We start from the raw sequence: 14,198 nt of genomic DNA, 5'->3' as shown, positions 1-14,198 counted from the left end.
ACTCGTTATTCGGCTCGGGCCCGCACGTGGATCGCTGCGAACGGCTCATTCTGCACCAGCTCGACCAAGGATTCCTTGACCAGTTCGAGAATCGCCATAAAGGTTACCACCACCCCCAGACGTCCTTCCTCAGCGGTGAACAGCTCGGCAAAGGGCACGAAACCGCCGCCCTTGAGGCGCTCCAGCACATCGCTCATGCGTTCGCGGGTGGACAGCGCCTCGCGGCTGACCTGGTGACTTTCGAACATGTCGCCACGGCGCAACACTTCTGCCATGGACAACAACAGCTCTGAAAGACGCACGTCTGGCAACAGCTTGCGCGCCCGGGCCTCCGGGGCGTCGAGCCTGGGGACGACCACGTCACGACCCACACGGCTCAGGCCATCGATGCCTTCGGCAGCAGCCTTGAAGCGTTCGTACTCTTGCAAGCGGCGGATCAGTTCAGCGCGGGGGTCGTCTTCTTCGGCCTCGATCGTTTCGGCACGCGGCAGCAGCATCCGCGATTTGATCTCGGCCAGCATCGCGGCCATGACCAGGTACTCGGCGGCCAACTCCAGGCGCACCGACTGCATCAACTCGACATAGCCCATGTACTGACGGGTGATTTCCGCCACCGGGATGTCGAGAATGTTGATGTTCTGTTTGCGGATCAGGTACAGCAGCAGGTCGAGGGGGCCTTCGAAAGCTTCGAGAAAAACCTCAAGCGCATCCGGCGGAATGTACAGGTCCAGCGGCATTTCCATGACCGCCTGGCCATAGACCATCGCGAAGGGCAGCTCTTGCTGGGCTCCGGCCTGACTGTCGACAACGGGTTCTACTGCAGACATCTACGCCTCGGCCATGAACGGCGTCGGGTCGCCGCAACCAACGCGGATCACTTCCGGCTCGCCGTCGGCGAGGTTGATCACGGTGGACGCCTTGATCCCGCCAAAACCGCCGTCGATGATCAGGTCGACCTGATGCTCGAGCAACTGACGCATTTCGTAAGGATCGGTCATCGGGTCGGTGTCGCCGGGCATGATCAGGGTCACGCTCATCAGCGGTTCGCCGAGTTCTTCCAGCAGCGCCAGGGCAATCGGATGGCTCGGCACGCGCAGCCCGATGGTGCGTTTTTTCGGGTGCAACAACAGCCGCGGGACTTCGCGGGTGGCGTTGAGAATGAAGGTGTAAGGCCCCGGCAGGTGAGCTTTAAGCAGGCGGAAGGTGCCGGTATCGATTTTGGCAAACAGCCCCAGTTGCGACAGGTCGCTGCAAATCAGCGCGAAGTTATGCTTTTCGTCCAGCTGTCTCAACCGGCGCACGCGCTCCACGGCATTCTTGTCGCCGATCTGGCAACCAATGGCGTAGGACGAGTCTGTGGGATAAATCACCACCCCGCCGCTGCGAATGATCTCGACAGCCTGTTTGATCAGGCGCACTTGCGGGTTTTCCGGATGAATCTGGAAAAATTGACTCACATTCTCTACCTGTTCAGACGGCGGCAATAATTGGGTCATGTTTGAATCGACACCACAGTGGTGGCAAATCCTCCGGAAGCGGGCGGTATTCACCGATCTCGGACCAGCCTCCAGGGCCATGAAAATCACTGCCGGCGCTGACCAGCAGACCGAATTCACGGGCGAGAATCGCCAGGCTGCCCACTTGCTCGGCGGGCTGATGGCCATTGACCACTTCGATAGCGTGGCCCCCTGCTTGAATATAGTCGGCAATCAGCCGGCGACGTTTGCTGCGAGTGAAATCGTAGTGCCACGGATGCGCCAGGCTGACCCAGGCCTTGGCGGCGCGCAGGGTTTCGACGGTGTCTTCCAAGGTCGGCCAGTGTTGCTTGACGTCCCCCAGCTTGCCGGCGCCCAGCCATTTGCGGAACGCTTCGGCGCGATCCTTGACGAAACCTTCACGCACCATCCAGTCGGCGAAATGCGGGCGGGCCGGCGCGTTGCCGCTGTCGCCCAGTTCCTGCTGGATGGCCCGAGCCCCTTCGAGCGCGCCCGGCATGCCTTTCAATGCCAGTTTTCGGCTTATTTCTTCGGAACGTAGCCAGCGGCCATCGTGCAATTTAGCGATGGCCTCGACCAACGGCGCGGCGTTGACGTCGAAACCATAGCCCAGCACGTGAATGGTCGCGCCGCCCCAGGTGCAGGACAATTCGACGCCATTGACCAATTGCATCCCCAGCGCGGTCGCCGCACTGCGAGCCTCGTCGAGGCCTTCGAGGGTGTCGTGATCGGTCAGGGCCAGGACTCGCACGCCTTTCTCGAACGCACGCGCAACCAGTATTGCAGGCGCGAGAGCGCCGTCGGAGGCCGTGCTATGGCAGTGCAAATCAACATTCACAGGACTTTTTTACCTCAAATCAGCTGGCGCTATCGCGCGCCCATATGTTTGTTATTATGCCGCCACATCCTGCTTCTGGCTGCCACTGTGAAACAATTCATCGATTTCATCCCGCTTCTGCTGTTCTTCATCGTCTTCAAACTCGATCCACGGGTCGTCGACATCGCCGGTCAGGAGTTGACTGTAGGCGGTATTTACAGCGCCACCGCCATGCTGATCATCAGCTCCCTGGTGGTTTACGGCACGCTGTTCATCAAGCAGCGCAAGCTCGAGAAGAGCCAGTGGCTAACCCTCATCGCCTGCCTGGTCTTCGGCAGCCTGACCCTGGCGTTCCACAGCGAAACCTTCCTCAAATGGAAAGCCCCGGTGGTGAACTGGCTGTTCGCCCTGGCGTTCATTGGCAGCCACTTCGTCGGTGAGCAATTGCTGATCAAACGCATCATGGGCCACGCGCTGACCCTGCCGGAGCCGGTCTGGACCCGTCTGAACATCGCCTGGATCGGGTTTTTCCTGTTTTGCGGTGCCGCCAACCTGTTCGTCGCGTTCACCTTTCAGGACTACTGGGTCGACTTCAAAGTCTTCGGCAGCCTGGGCATGACGCTGCTGTTCCTGGTCGGCCAGGGCATTTACCTGTCCCGCCACCTGCACGACGCCGATACCACAACGCCAAAAACCGAGGACTGACATGCTTTACGCAATCATTGCCACAGACGTCGCCAACTCCCTGGAAGCCCGCCTGGCCGCACGGCCTGCCCACCTTGAGCGCCTGCAAGTGCTCAAAGGTGAAGGGCGCATCGTTTTGGCCGGCCCACACCCGGCGGTCGACAGCAATGATCCGGGCGCTGCGGGTTTCACCGGCAGCCTGATCGTCGCCGAATTCGATTCCCTGAGCGCCGCCCAGGCTTGGGCCGACGCTGATCCGTATGTCGCCGCAGGCGTCTACGCCAACGTTTCGGTCAAGCCGTTCAAGCAAGTCCTGCCTTAATATCCCTCCAGCGCGATGAACCTTATCGGTTCATCGCGCGCTCAACGCTCATTATTCTCGTTTACCGGCCGACAACCTGCCCAATACTCGTATTGGAATCAGGAGTGGCGATGCGCAAAGGTCCGTTGTGTCTGATGTTGGTGACGTTGTCGATTGTGGCCCCTGCTCATGGTGAAGAAAGCGCCGAGGGCGGTAATTCCACACCGCTGTCCCTGAGCGCCGGCAGCCAGATCACCGAGTTGCAACAGCGCTTGAAGGTAAGCGAACAGCAACGAGAAGTATTGAGCAAACAACTGCAGAATACCGATGCCGAACGCGAAAGTGCCCAGCTGAGCCGGTTGCGCCAAGAGAATCAGCGCCTCAAGCTGCAACTCAAGGAAGCCCAAGCCAGCAGCCCGCTGCCGCGTCTATTGACCGATCAGCAACAGTGGTTCGTCATCGGCGCCGCAGTAGCGCTATTGGCGCTGCTCTGCGGTATCTTCGCCAGTGGTGCCACCAGAAAACGTAGGCAATGGCTAAATTGAGTGAGTCATGAGCGAGCTGTTATTAATTGATGATGACCAGGAGCTATGTGAGCTCCTGAGCAGCTGGTTGAGCCAGGAAGGCTTCCAGGTCCGCGCCTGCCACGATGGTCAGAGCGCCCGTCGCGCACTGGCCGAAACGTCGCCGGCAGCTGTGGTACTGGACGTGATGCTGCCGGACGGCAGCGGCCTGGAGCTGCTCAAGCAATTGCGCAGCGATCACCCGGACTTGCCGGTGCTGATGCTTTCGGCTCGCGGTGAACCGCTGGACCGCATCCTCGGCCTGGAACTCGGCGCTGACGACTACCTTGCCAAACCGTGCGACCCACGGGAACTGACAGCTCGTCTGCGCGCCGTGTTGCGCCGCAGTCATCCGGCGGCGGTGTCCAGCCAGCTGGAACTGGGCGACCTGTGTTTCAGTCCGGTGCGCGGCGTGGTCAGCATCGATGAACAGGAATTCACCCTTACCGTTTCCGAAAGCCGTTTGCTCGAAGCCTTGCTCAAGCAACCCGGCGAGCCGCTGGACAAACAGGAACTGGCGCAAATCGCCCTCGGTCGCAAGCTGACGCTGTACGACCGCAGCCTGGACATGCACGTCAGCAACCTGCGCAAAAAGATCGGCCCGCACCCCGACGGTCGCCCGCGCATCGTGGCCCTGCGCAGCCGTGGCTACTACTACAGCCTCTGAAATCCAACGCAAACCTTCGTAGCAGCTGTCGAGCCCCAGCGAGGCTGCGTTCGGCTGCGCAGCAGTCGCGAAATCAGGCGATGCGTTTTTTCAAGTAAACCACGTGTTCAGGGTTTACGACTGCTGCGCAGCCGAACGCAGCCTCGCTGGGGCTCGACAGCTGCTACACCGGTCATGTTTGGTCAATGAAATCGGCAAAAGTGTTGGATTTGTCAGGTCAATCTGAAATCGTCTTTACCCAAGCTTTACGCTCCGCTGACCGCCGCTGACCTTGATCTCCGTAATCTGTACTCATCCGGAACGTACCGGGAACGAGACAAGGAGATTCACTATGCGCAAGACTCTTATCGCTCTGATGTTCGCTGCCGCCCTGCCGACCGTTGCCATGGCCATGCCTGAAGGTGCCGGCCCGATGGGTAGCCCGATGGACGGCTCACGCCATGGCGGTCAGATGCACGGCATGCACGGCAAAGGCCCGTACAGCCAGCTGGACCTGAGCCGCGAACAGCGCGAGCAGATCCGTAAAATCATGGGTGAGCAGATGCATGAGCGTCAGCAAGTGGTCGACAAGTACCTGGAAAAACTCTCGCCAGCCGACCAGAAGGCCATGAAAGATGAAATGGCGGCCAACCACAAAAAAGGCGAAGCCGATGTGCGTGCCTTGCTGAAACCGGATCAACAGAAGCAATTCGACGAGATCCAGAAAAAACAGGCTGAGCGTCGCGCCGAATGGGCCGAGTTCAAGGCCTGGAAAGCGCAACAGCCGCAAAAGGCGCAATAATGTTCTAGCGTCATATCACAGCCCAACGGTTAATCGCCGTTGGGCTTTCTTTGCTTGAGGATTTTCTGTGCGCTCATTGTTCTGGCGTATTCTGGCCAGTTTCTGGTTGGCCATCGCTCTGGTTGCAGGGCTCTCCATTCTGCTGGGGCACATGCTCAACCAGGACGCGTGGATTCTCAGTCGCCATCCCGGCCTCAATACCTTGGCCGAACAGTGGACGCAAACTTACGAATCACAGGGTGAAGACGCGGCCCAGGACATTCTGGAACAGCGCAAGCGCCAGTATCACATCGACGTTCAAGTGCTCAACGAGAGCGGCGATCCGGTGGTGCGCGGTACGTTCCCACGCAGGGCGGCTGCCTTCGAAGCGCGTCAGAACAACGATGATCGGCGCCTGCCATGGCGTCGCTTGACGGCGGAGTACACCAGCGAAAAAACCGGTGACACCTACCTGCTGATTTATCGCATCCCGCACCCGGAACTTGATTCCTGGCACCGCGAAAGCCTGCTCTGGCCATTGAGTGCGCTGGGGATCGCGTTGGTGGTGCTGACCTTGTTCAGCCTGTTCGTGACGATGTCCATTACTCGCCCACTCAGCCGCTTGCGCGGCGCGGTGCATGATCTGGGGCAAACCACCTACCAACAAAACAGCCTGGTAAAACTGGCCAACCGGCGCGATGAATTCGGCGTGCTGGCCAACGACTTCAACCGCATGGGCGCGCGTCTGCAAAGTTTGATCGGCAGTCAGCGGCAGTTGCTGCGGGATGTGTCCCATGAACTGCGTTCACCGCTTGCCCGGCTGCGCATTGCACTGGCACTCGCCGAGCGGGCCAACCCGGAAGAACGGGAAAAACTCTGGCCGCGCCTCACTCGGGAGTGCGACCGACTGGAAGCACTGATCAGCGAAATCCTGGTACTGGCGCGGGTCGATGCCGACAACGCCAGCGCTGAAGAGGTTGATCTCAATGCGCTGCTCAACACGCTGCAAAAGGATGCTCAATTGGGTTCGCCGGAGCAGAATGTGCACCTTGAGGCCGAGCCGCAGCTGAACCTCAAAGGCTGGCCGACGATGATCGAGCGCGCCGTCGACAACCTGCTGCGCAATGCTCAGCGGTTCAACCCGGTGGGGCAATCGATTGAAATGCAGGCGGTGCGTCAGGGCGAGCGGATTGTGGTCAGTGTGCGTGACCATGGGCCGGGCGTAGAGGCTGCGCATTTGAGCCAGTTGGGCGAACCGTTCTACCGGGCGCCGGGGCAGACGGCGGCGGGGCATGGTTTAGGGTTGGCGATTGCGCGCCGTGCGGCAGAGCGGCATGGCGGGAGTCTGGTGCTGGCCAATCACCCTGAGGGCGGGTTCATTGCCAGCCTGGAATTGCCGTTAGTGCCGGGGGCGGTTGTTCAGCCGTAAGCGCCATGGTGGTGCAAAAAGATCGCAGCCTCGCGTCCCCCTGTAGGAGCTGTCGAGTGAAACGAGGCTGCGATCTTTTGATCTTCAGGCCTTACCGGGCCAGGCGCTGACAAACTCGGCCAGACCAACCTTCTCCGCCACGCGCGGCTCCTTCTGCGGCGTGCCGAGGTAAAGAAACGCAATCACCTCTTCCCCTTCAGCCAGGCCCAACCCCTTGGCCACATGCGCCGAATACGCCAGTTCACCCGTGCGCCACACCGCACCAATCCCTTGCGCATAAGCCGCCAGCAAAATCCCGTGAGCCGCACAACCCGCCGCCAGAAGTTGTTCGGACTTCGGATATTTAACGTGATCCTGCAACCGGGCGATCACCACAACTACCAGTGGCGCGCGCAGTGGACCGTTACGCGCCTTGTCCAACGCCGCCTCGGACACTTCACTGTCCTGCAGCTTCGCCGCTTCGGCCAGCAACTCGCCCATTTGCTCGCGCGCCGCGCCTTCGACTGTCAGGAAACGCCAAGGCTGCAAGTGGCCATGATCTGGCGCTCGCATCGCAGCGCCAAACAACACTTCGCGTTGTTCTGCGGTCGGTGCCGGTTCGAGCAGTCGTGGAACGGAAACACGGTTGAGCAAAGCGTCGAGAGCCTGCATCGGCCACCTCCTGAAAAAAATGTTTGGCTATTCTAGCTGCAACTGCGCAGGCGGCGCCGGTTTACATGCCCTGCCCCGCAGGTAGAATGGCGCCCTTCCCTATTTCAGCCCGAGCGGACTTCATGGCGTTGCCGACCTTACGGATTATTGGTTTCATCATCGGCATCTTCCTGATCACGCTGGCCATCGCCATGGTCGTGCCCATGGCCACCCTGGTGATTTTCGACCGCACCAGCGACCTGCCGTCGTTCCTCTGGGCGAGCATGATTACCTTCGTCGCGGGTTTGGCCCTGGTCATCCCCGGTCGTCCCGAACACATTCACCTGCGCCCGCGAGACATGTACCTGCTGACGGTCAGCAGCTGGCTGGTGGTGTGCATCTTCGCCGCGCTGCCGTTCCTGCTGACCCAGCACATCAGCTACACCGATTCGTTCTTCGAAAGCATGTCCGGCATCACCGCCACCGGGTCGACGGTACTCACGGGCCTGGACGCCATGTCCCCTGGCATTCTGATGTGGCGCTCGTTGCTGCACTGGATCGGCGGCATCGGCTTTATCGGCATGGCGGTAGCGATTCTGCCACTGCTGCGCATTGGTGGCATGCGGCTGTTTCAGACAGAGTCGTCGGACCGTTCCGAAAAAGTCATGCCCCGTTCGCACATGGTGGCGCGTTTGATCGTTGCAGCCTACGTCGGCATCACCATTATCGGCAGCCTGGCGTTCTGGTGGGCCGGGATGAGCCCGTTCGATGCGATCAACCACGCGATGTCGGCGATTTCCACCGGCGGGTTTTCCACCTCCGACCAGTCTTTGGCCAAGTGGCCGCAGCCTGCGGTGCATTGGGTCGCGATTGTCATCATGATTCTCGGCGCTCTGCCGTTCACCCTGTATGTCGCCATGTTACGCGGTAACCGTCGGGCGCTGATCAAGGATGAACAGGTGCAAGGCTTGCTCGGCATGTTGCTGGTGACCTGGCTGGTGCTCGGCACCTGGTATTGGTGGACCACCCAGCTGCATTGGCTGGAGGCGCTGCGGCACGTGGCGCTGAACGTGACCTCGGTGGTGACGACCACAGGATTTGCGCTGGGAGACTACAGCCTCTGGGGCAATTTCTCGCTAATGCTGTTCTTCTATCTGGGCTTTATCGGCGGCTGCTCGGGCTCGACCGCTGGCGGGATCAAGATTTTCCGCTTCCAGGTCGCCTACATCCTGCTCAAGGCCAACCTTAACCAGCTGATTCACCCGCGCGCGGTGATCAAGCAGAAGTACAACGGTCACCGCCTCGACGAAGAGATCGTGCGTTCGATTCTGACCTTTTCGTTCTTCTTCGCCATCACCATCTGCGTGATCGCGCTGCTGTTGTCGCTGCTCGGCGTTGACTGGATGACCGCCCTCACTGGCGCGGCCAGCACGGTGTCCGGCGTCGGTCCGGGCCTGGGCGAGACCATTGGCCCGGCGGGCAACTTCGCCACCCTGCCGGACGCCGCCAAGTGGATTCTCTCGTTCGGTATGCTACTGGGCCGACTCGAGATCATTACGGTATTTGTTCTGTGTATTCCGGCGTTCTGGCGTCACTGACAGGAGCAGGCGCGCCCATCAACCGCGTCCGGTACTCGCCGGGGGTGGCGTCGAACCAGCGGCGGAAGGCGCGGAAGAAATTGCTCGGATCGGCGAACCCCAGCAGGTAGGCAATTTCCAGCAGGGTCATGGTCGGCCGAGCCAGGTATTGCTCGGCCAGTTCACGCCGGGTGTCGTCCAGCAACGTCTGAAAACTCGTGCCCTCTTCCTGCAAGCGTCGCTGCAAGGTGCGTTGCGACAGGTGCAGCGTCTGCGCCACGGTATCGCGCTTGGGTTCGCCCTGGGGCAGCAATCGGCAGAGCACCTGCCGCGCCTTGTGGGTCACGCGACTCTCGGAAAACCGTGCCAGGTATTCGCCGGCAAACCGGTCATGCAACAGCGCCATAGCCTCGTTGGCGGTAGGCAGCGGCGCCTCCATGTCAGCGCGTTCGAAGATCAAGGCGTCATAAGGCGCGTTGAACATCAAAGGCGCATGAAAGGCTTGTTTGTAGGGTTCGAGATCGACGGGCTGATTGCCCTGCACCAGCACCTTGCGCGGTTGCAGGGTGCGCCCGGTCAACCAGCCACACAGCGCCAGGGCACAGGCCAGTGACGCTTCCGCACTCTGCCGGGTCGGTGGCAGATGATCGCCGTGGACCGTCAGAATCAGCGCATAACCCTCATCCAACAACCGAAAACTCAGGTCGGCACTTTCCGCAATGATCCGCTGATAACGCACCAGCCGTTGAAAGCCTTCGGCCAGGGTCTGGCTGGACATCAAGGCGTAGCCCGCCACATGGAAGGAGGCCGGTCGCACCACCTTGCCCATGTTCAGGCCAATCGCCGGGTTGCCGGACAGCTCAACCGCGCGCTGCCACAGGCGTGTCATGGAATCTTGCGGGAAGCGCGCGTCCGGATCATCCAGTGCCGCGTAGTCGAGCCCCAGCTGTTTGAACAGAACCCGGCAATCCAGGCCGTCCATCTCCAGTGCTTTGACAATCCCCATCGCCCAGCTTGCAGAAGTCGTTCGTTCGCTCATGTCGCCCACTTACATGATGAGCCGCATGCTACGGCCAATTTCCGAAGGATACTAAAGTGGCGCCTATTGTCACTGGCTGATGCCAATGATCACTCTAGACTCAAATAAGCTACCCGCAGAACATCTTGCAGTCAGAACAATAACCACAGAGATCGCAGTCGTGGAAAACATCAAACGTTTCAACAGCTTCGCTGAGTTCTACCCATATTACCTCAGCGAACACAGCAACAGTACCTGCCGACGATTGCACTTTATCGGCACGACGCTGGTTGTTTTCATTTTGGTCCTGACCATCGGCAAAGGCGCCTGGCTGCTGTTATGGGCCCTTCCGCTGGCGGGTTACAGCTTCGCCTGGGCCGGGCATTTCTTCTTCGAGAAGAACCGTCCCGCGACCTTTCAACATCCGTTTTACAGCCTGCTCGGCGATTTCGTCATGTACCGAGACATGATTCTGGGTCGCGTGCCGTTCTAGGCGCAATGAACCACAGGAGGACAGACGATGAATGCCAACGCCCGGTTCACCCACATGCGGGACGGCACGCAGGAAGACTGGGCGATCATCGCCGCAGATTTCAGTGCCTATGCGAGGCAATTGCCGACTCGGATTGTGGCGCACCTGAAATTACTGGAAGGTGATTTTGGCGGCTTCCCGGTGGATCGTCTGACCCATTCCCTGCAAACCGCCAGCCGTGCCTGGCGCGATGGCCGGGATGAAGAATACGTGGTCTGCGCACTGCTTCACGACATCGGCGACACCTTGGGTTCCTACAACCACCCGGACATCGCAGCAGCGATTCTCAAGCCGTTCGTCAGCGCCGAGAACCTGTGGATGGTCGAAAAACACGGAATTTTCCAGGGGTATTACTTCTTCCATCATCTAGGGATGGACCGGCATTTGCGCGAGCAATTCAGCGGGCATCCGCAGTATCAGGCGACCATTGAGTTTTGCGCCAAATATGACGCAGCGGCGTTTGATCCGGCGTATGACACGCTACCGCTGAGCTTCTTTGAACCGATGATGGAACGGTTGTTTGCGCAGCCCAAGCATTCGATTTACAAGGCGGCGATGGAAGAACATTCGCCAGCCTGAAAACTGCTGGTGACTGCTGCGCAGTCCATTCGCGAGCAAGCCCGCTCCCACAGTTGACCGCATTCTCAAGTTAGACAAAGTCCAATGTGGGAGCGGGCTTGCTCGCGAAGAGGCCTATCCATACACCACATCTCTAGCGATTTAAGCCGGTTCTGCGATTTTTATGGCTTTCAACTCCGCCTCCCGCGCCTGGGCATCCGCCAATCGATACAACTCGATCGATCCGTCCCAATGCTCGATCAGCGCAGTGCACGACTCCACCCAATCCCCGCAATTGAGGTAATCCACCCCGCCGACCTTGCGTATTTCGGCATGGTGAATGTGCCCGCATATAACGCCATGCAACTCGCGTTTGACGCATTCGTGAGCGATGGCTTCTTCGAAATCGCTGATGAAGCTGACCGCGGTTTTGACCTTGTGCTTGAGATACGCCGACAGCGACCAGTAACCGTAGCCATAGCGTGCGCGCCAATGGTTGAGCCAGCGGTTGAGGGTCAGGGTGAATTCGTAGGCCGAGTCGCCGAGAAAGGCCAGCCAGCGGTGATACCTCGTGATCACGTCAAACTGGTCGCCATGAATGACCAGCAGATGGCGACCATCGGCGGTCACGTGCACGGCTTCATCCACCAGTTGGATATTGCCCAGAATCAGCTTCGAATAGCGGCGCAGGAATTCGTCGTGGTTGCCGGTGACGTAGATCACCTCGGTGCCGCGCTTGCTCATGGTCAGCAAGCGGCGGATCACATTCGTGTGCGCCTGAGGCCAGTACATGCCGCCGCGCAGCTTCCAGCCATCGATGATGTCGCCGACCAGGTAGATCTTGTCCGCGTGGTAGCCCTTGAGAAACTGCGACAGGTGTTCAGCCTGGCAATCCCGGGTGCCCAGATGCACGTCGGAAATCCACAAGGTCCGCACACGTTGCTTACGACTGGGTTTGGCGAGCTCGGCGCTGGTCATGGGCAACCCTCTGCAAAAGTTTTTGCAACTTTGCGCCGGTCGGGTTAATTGCCCATGACAGTGGCGAGTCAGTCCTGTGACAGCGCCCCACGATTGCCCTCGGTGTAGACTGGCAGCCTTGCCCGGGAGACCTGCGATGAGACCGATCCTCACGCTACGCCAATACACTCATGACCTGATCGTCCACAGTCACGACCACGCGCAGCTGGTGTTCGGGCTGTCGGGTGCACTGGATTTCGAGGTCGACGGGCGTGGCAGCCAGGTGGTCCAGCAGAGTTTCGTGGTGGTGCCGTCCGGTTTCCATCACGCCTGCGGTAGCGCCAATGGCAGCCGTTGCCTGGTGCTGGATGTGCCAAGCGACCAATGGGTTTCTCAGTCCCTGGGCGATCACGCCGAGGCCAGCCGACGTTTGCTCGATAACGCCGGTCGCCTGCCACTGGATGCCGGGCAAAGCCAATTGGTCAGTTGGTTGGCGGGCAGTCAGGTCAACGATCCATTGATCGCGCAACAAGGCGCGGTGTTGCTGCTGGCCAGTCTCAACAACGCCAAACCCGAGATCATCGGCGGTCGGCGCCTGCCTTATGCGGCGCTGAATGCGCATATCGATCAGTACGCCGCTTATCCACTTCAAGTTGCCGACCTGGCGCGCATCGCCGGTCTGTCCAGCGCTCGGCTGCACGCGCGGTTCGTTGCTGAATGCGGGCAGACGCCGATGGATTACATCCGCAGTCGGCGTTTGCACATGGCCGTGGGTTTGTTGCGGGATTCGGCGCTGCCGATCGGCGAGATTGCCAGTCGGGTCGGTTACAGTTCGCAGAGCGCCTTCGCGGCGGCGGTGTTGCGGGAGTTCGGTGCCTCACCCGGAAAATTGCGGCGCGAGGTTGGCGACAAAAGGCAATAGTTTGCCGACAGACACAACTGGGGGTTTCACGGTTCAATGCAGGAGCTGCCGAAAGCTGCTCCCACATCTTTGTTCGCTTGTTGTTAAGGATTGCAATGACTCCCCGTACCGCCCTTGGCGCCCTGCATATCGGCGCACTGATGTTCGGCTTGACCGGTGTGTTCGGCAAACTTGCTGCGGCTTCCCCCGCCATTATCGTTTTTGGTCGTGCCGCGTTCGCTGTGCTGGCGTTAGCCGTTTTTGCGCGGTTCGCCAGCACTACTCGCTGGCAGAAACTCGAGGCTGTGGACTGGCGCCGACTGTTGCTCAGCGGTTTGCTGCTGGCCGGACACTGGGTGAGTTTCTTCATCGCTGTGAAGGTCGCGGGCGTGGCGATCGCGACCCTGGGTTTTGCCAGCTTCCCGGCGTTTACCGTGATTCTTGAAGGGTTGATTTTCCGCGAGCGAATTCGCGCCAACGAAATCCTGCTGGTGGTGCTGGTCAGTGTCGGGCTGGTGCTGGTCACCCCTGATTTCGATCTGGCCAGTGGCGCCACAATGGGTCTGCTGTGGGCGGTGGGTTCAGGTTTGCTGTTCTCTCTGCTATCGCTGACCAACCGAGCCAGCTCCGGGCGAATCCCGGCGGTGCAGGCTGCGCTGTGTCAGAACGTGGTGGTCGCGTTGTGCCTGTTGCCGGTGGCGGCACCGCAGTTGAGCGAAGTGCGCGCCATCGACTGGTTGTGGATCGGATTGCTCGGGGTGTTCTGCACTGGCGTCGCTCACAGTCTTTTTGTCGCCAGCCTGGCAGTGATCAAGGCGCGGACCGCGGCCGTGGTGTTCGCCCTGGAACCGGTTTACGGCATCACCGTGGCCTGGCTGCTGTTTGATGAAAACCCGACGCTGCGCATGCTGATCGGTGGCGCGCTGATCATCGTGGCGATCGTGGTCTCCAGCCGACTCTCGGGCGGCTCAAGCAAGAAGACCGTTGCGGCAGAAGCCGCCTCTCACTGAGTGCGGTCGTTGTGCCCCAGGTCGCGGTCCGGATCAATTTGATCGCGGACCCGCTGCTTCAGCACTTTGGCCTCCGGGAAACCACCATCAGCCTTGCGCTCCCAGATCTGCACATCGCCACAGAAAATGTGAAACACCCCACCGGTGCCGGGCACCAGCGACACTTTGCCCAGGTCGTTACCGAAGGTGCTGAGCAGTTCCTGGGCCAGCCAGGCCGCACGCAACAGCCACTGGCATTGCGTGCAATACGTGATGATGATTTCCGGTTTGCGTGCAGTCATGATCGGCGAACTCCTGA

General features: G+C 60.0%; 18 protein-coding genes. 11 read left to right on the top strand and 7 right to left on the bottom strand.

Going from position 1 to position 14,198, the window contains the following annotated elements:
- Positions 1–5: 5 nt before the first annotated feature.
- The 3 genes from ACSQ87_RS08570 to ACSQ87_RS08560 are packed head-to-tail and all read right to left on the bottom strand — an operon-like array spanning position 6 to position 2,334.
- Positions 6–827, bottom strand: a complete 822-nt coding sequence (locus ACSQ87_RS08570; RefSeq protein WP_046055986.1) for a segregation and condensation protein A — start codon at positions 825–827, stop codon at positions 6–8.
- Entirely contained in the window at positions 828–1,457 is a 630-nt protein-coding gene (locus ACSQ87_RS08565; RefSeq protein WP_223433549.1) for an L-threonylcarbamoyladenylate synthase, read from the bottom strand.
- 13 nt (positions 1,458–1,470) lie between these two features.
- Positions 1,471–2,334 (bottom strand): PHP domain-containing protein, encoded by an 864-nt coding sequence (locus ACSQ87_RS08560; protein ID WP_223433548.1) that lies wholly within the window; start codon positions 2,332–2,334, stop codon positions 1,471–1,473.
- Positions 2,335–2,421: 87 nt separating this feature from the next.
- On the opposite strand from ACSQ87_RS08560, the gene ACSQ87_RS08555 reads away from it, so the two are divergent.
- From ACSQ87_RS08555 to ACSQ87_RS08530, 6 genes are all read left to right on the top strand, one after another.
- Positions 2,422–3,018, top strand: a complete 597-nt coding sequence (locus ACSQ87_RS08555) for a septation protein A (protein WP_223433547.1) — start codon at positions 2,422–2,424, stop codon at positions 3,016–3,018.
- Between the two features lies 1 nt (position 3,019).
- Positions 3,020–3,319: a YciI family protein gene (locus ACSQ87_RS08550; protein WP_046046433.1), complete on the top strand. Its 300-nt coding sequence runs from the start codon at positions 3,020–3,022 to the stop codon at positions 3,317–3,319.
- Between the two features lie 110 nt (positions 3,320–3,429).
- Complete coding sequence (locus tag ACSQ87_RS08545) at positions 3,430–3,843, top strand: translation initiation factor 2 (protein ID WP_223433546.1); 414 nt, start codon at positions 3,430–3,432, stop codon at positions 3,841–3,843.
- A gap of 7 nt (positions 3,844–3,850) precedes the next feature.
- The gene (locus tag ACSQ87_RS08540; RefSeq protein ID WP_027922300.1) at positions 3,851–4,528 is read left to right on the top strand and encodes a response regulator transcription factor; all 678 of its coding nucleotides are present in this window, start codon (positions 3,851–3,853) and stop codon (positions 4,526–4,528) included.
- Between the two features lie 331 nt (positions 4,529–4,859).
- The gene (locus tag ACSQ87_RS08535; protein ID WP_223433545.1) at positions 4,860–5,309 is read left to right on the top strand and encodes an LTXXQ domain protein; all 450 of its coding nucleotides are present in this window, start codon (positions 4,860–4,862) and stop codon (positions 5,307–5,309) included.
- Between the two features lie 67 nt (positions 5,310–5,376).
- Entirely contained in the window at positions 5,377–6,717 is a 1,341-nt protein-coding gene (locus ACSQ87_RS08530; RefSeq protein ID WP_223433544.1) for a sensor histidine kinase, read from the top strand.
- 84 nt (positions 6,718–6,801) lie between these two features.
- On the opposite strand, the gene ACSQ87_RS08525 is transcribed toward ACSQ87_RS08530, so the two are convergent.
- Positions 6,802–7,368, bottom strand: coding sequence for a nitroreductase family protein (locus ACSQ87_RS08525; RefSeq protein ID WP_223433543.1), 567 nt, complete (start codon positions 7,366–7,368; stop codon positions 6,802–6,804).
- A 122-nt stretch (positions 7,369–7,490) separates the two neighbouring features.
- On the opposite strand from ACSQ87_RS08525, the gene ACSQ87_RS08520 reads away from it, so the two are divergent.
- Positions 7,491–8,945 carry a TrkH family potassium uptake protein gene (locus ACSQ87_RS08520; RefSeq protein WP_223433542.1) on the top strand — a complete coding sequence of 485 codons (1,455 nt, stop codon included), beginning with the start codon at positions 7,491–7,493 and terminating at the stop codon, positions 8,943–8,945.
- On the opposite strand, the gene ACSQ87_RS08515 is transcribed toward ACSQ87_RS08520, so the two are convergent.
- The gene (locus ACSQ87_RS08515; protein WP_223433541.1) at positions 8,902–9,963 is read right to left on the bottom strand and encodes an AraC family transcriptional regulator; all 1,062 of its coding nucleotides are present in this window, start codon (positions 9,961–9,963) and stop codon (positions 8,902–8,904) included. The two genes, ACSQ87_RS08520 and ACSQ87_RS08515, sit on opposite strands and share 44 nt — an antisense overlap.
- A 160-nt stretch (positions 9,964–10,123) precedes the next feature.
- Here ACSQ87_RS08515 and ACSQ87_RS08510 point away from each other — a divergent pair, with 160 nt between their 5' ends.
- Entirely contained in the window at positions 10,124–10,435 is a 312-nt protein-coding gene (locus ACSQ87_RS08510; RefSeq protein WP_223433540.1) for an Mpo1-like protein, read from the top strand.
- 27 nt (positions 10,436–10,462) lie between these two features.
- Positions 10,463–11,053, top strand: a complete 591-nt coding sequence (locus ACSQ87_RS08505; protein ID WP_223433539.1) for an HD domain-containing protein — start codon at positions 10,463–10,465, stop codon at positions 11,051–11,053.
- A gap of 141 nt (positions 11,054–11,194) precedes the next feature.
- Here the strand turns inward: ACSQ87_RS08505 and ACSQ87_RS08500 are convergent, their stop codons facing one another.
- Positions 11,195–12,010, bottom strand: a complete 816-nt coding sequence (locus tag ACSQ87_RS08500) for a UDP-2,3-diacylglucosamine diphosphatase (protein ID WP_223433538.1) — start codon at positions 12,008–12,010, stop codon at positions 11,195–11,197.
- A 136-nt stretch (positions 12,011–12,146) separates the two neighbouring features.
- Between ACSQ87_RS08500 and ACSQ87_RS08495 the strand changes: the two genes are divergently transcribed.
- Both ACSQ87_RS08495 and ACSQ87_RS08490 read left to right on the top strand, forming a co-directional pair.
- Entirely contained in the window at positions 12,147–12,911 is a 765-nt protein-coding gene (locus ACSQ87_RS08495; protein ID WP_150655051.1) for a helix-turn-helix transcriptional regulator, read from the top strand.
- Between the two features lie 95 nt (positions 12,912–13,006).
- Positions 13,007–13,900 (top strand): DMT family transporter, encoded by an 894-nt coding sequence (locus ACSQ87_RS08490; RefSeq protein ID WP_223433537.1) that lies wholly within the window; start codon positions 13,007–13,009, stop codon positions 13,898–13,900.
- Here ACSQ87_RS08490 and ACSQ87_RS08485 read toward each other — a convergent pair.
- Positions 13,894–14,181: a SelT/SelW/SelH family protein gene (locus tag ACSQ87_RS08485; protein WP_436273582.1), complete on the bottom strand. Its 288-nt coding sequence runs from the start codon at positions 14,179–14,181 to the stop codon at positions 13,894–13,896. The genes ACSQ87_RS08490 and ACSQ87_RS08485 overlap by 7 nt on opposite strands.
- Between the last annotated feature and the right edge of the window lie 17 nt (positions 14,182–14,198).

The sequence above is a fragment of the Pseudomonas sp. LjRoot277 genome, from assembly GCF_964253845.1.
Classification (GTDB): domain Bacteria; phylum Pseudomonadota; class Gammaproteobacteria; order Pseudomonadales; family Pseudomonadaceae; genus Aquipseudomonas.
The sequence above is the reverse complement of the archived record's forward strand: the minus strand, read 5'-3'. Positions and strand labels throughout refer to the sequence as shown.

Coding starts and splice junctions, on each gene's coding strand:
- ACSQ87_RS08570 (WP_046055986.1), bottom strand. CDS start 827: ATGTCTGCAGTAGAACCCGTTGTCGACAGTCAGGCCGGAGCCCAGCAA.
- ACSQ87_RS08550 (WP_046046433.1), top strand. CDS start 3,020: ATGCTTTACGCAATCATTGCCACAGACGTCGCCAACTCCCTGGAAGCC.
- ACSQ87_RS08545 (WP_223433546.1), top strand. CDS start 3,430: ATGCGCAAAGGTCCGTTGTGTCTGATGTTGGTGACGTTGTCGATTGTG.
- ACSQ87_RS08540 (WP_027922300.1), top strand. CDS start 3,851: ATGAGCGAGCTGTTATTAATTGATGATGACCAGGAGCTATGTGAGCTC.
- ACSQ87_RS08535 (WP_223433545.1), top strand. CDS start 4,860: ATGCGCAAGACTCTTATCGCTCTGATGTTCGCTGCCGCCCTGCCGACC.
- ACSQ87_RS08525 (WP_223433543.1), bottom strand. CDS start 7,368: ATGCAGGCTCTCGACGCTTTGCTCAACCGTGTTTCCGTTCCACGACTG.
- ACSQ87_RS08520 (WP_223433542.1), top strand. CDS start 7,491: ATGGCGTTGCCGACCTTACGGATTATTGGTTTCATCATCGGCATCTTC.
- ACSQ87_RS08515 (WP_223433541.1), bottom strand. CDS start 9,963: ATGAGCGAACGAACGACTTCTGCAAGCTGGGCGATGGGGATTGTCAAA.
- ACSQ87_RS08505 (WP_223433539.1), top strand. CDS start 10,463: ATGAATGCCAACGCCCGGTTCACCCACATGCGGGACGGCACGCAGGAA.
- ACSQ87_RS08500 (WP_223433538.1), bottom strand. CDS start 12,010: ATGACCAGCGCCGAGCTCGCCAAACCCAGTCGTAAGCAACGTGTGCGG.
- ACSQ87_RS08495 (WP_150655051.1), top strand. CDS start 12,147: ATGAGACCGATCCTCACGCTACGCCAATACACTCATGACCTGATCGTC.
- ACSQ87_RS08490 (WP_223433537.1), top strand. CDS start 13,007: ATGACTCCCCGTACCGCCCTTGGCGCCCTGCATATCGGCGCACTGATG.
- ACSQ87_RS08485 (WP_436273582.1), bottom strand. CDS start 14,181: ATGACTGCACGCAAACCGGAAATCATCATCACGTATTGCACGCAATGC.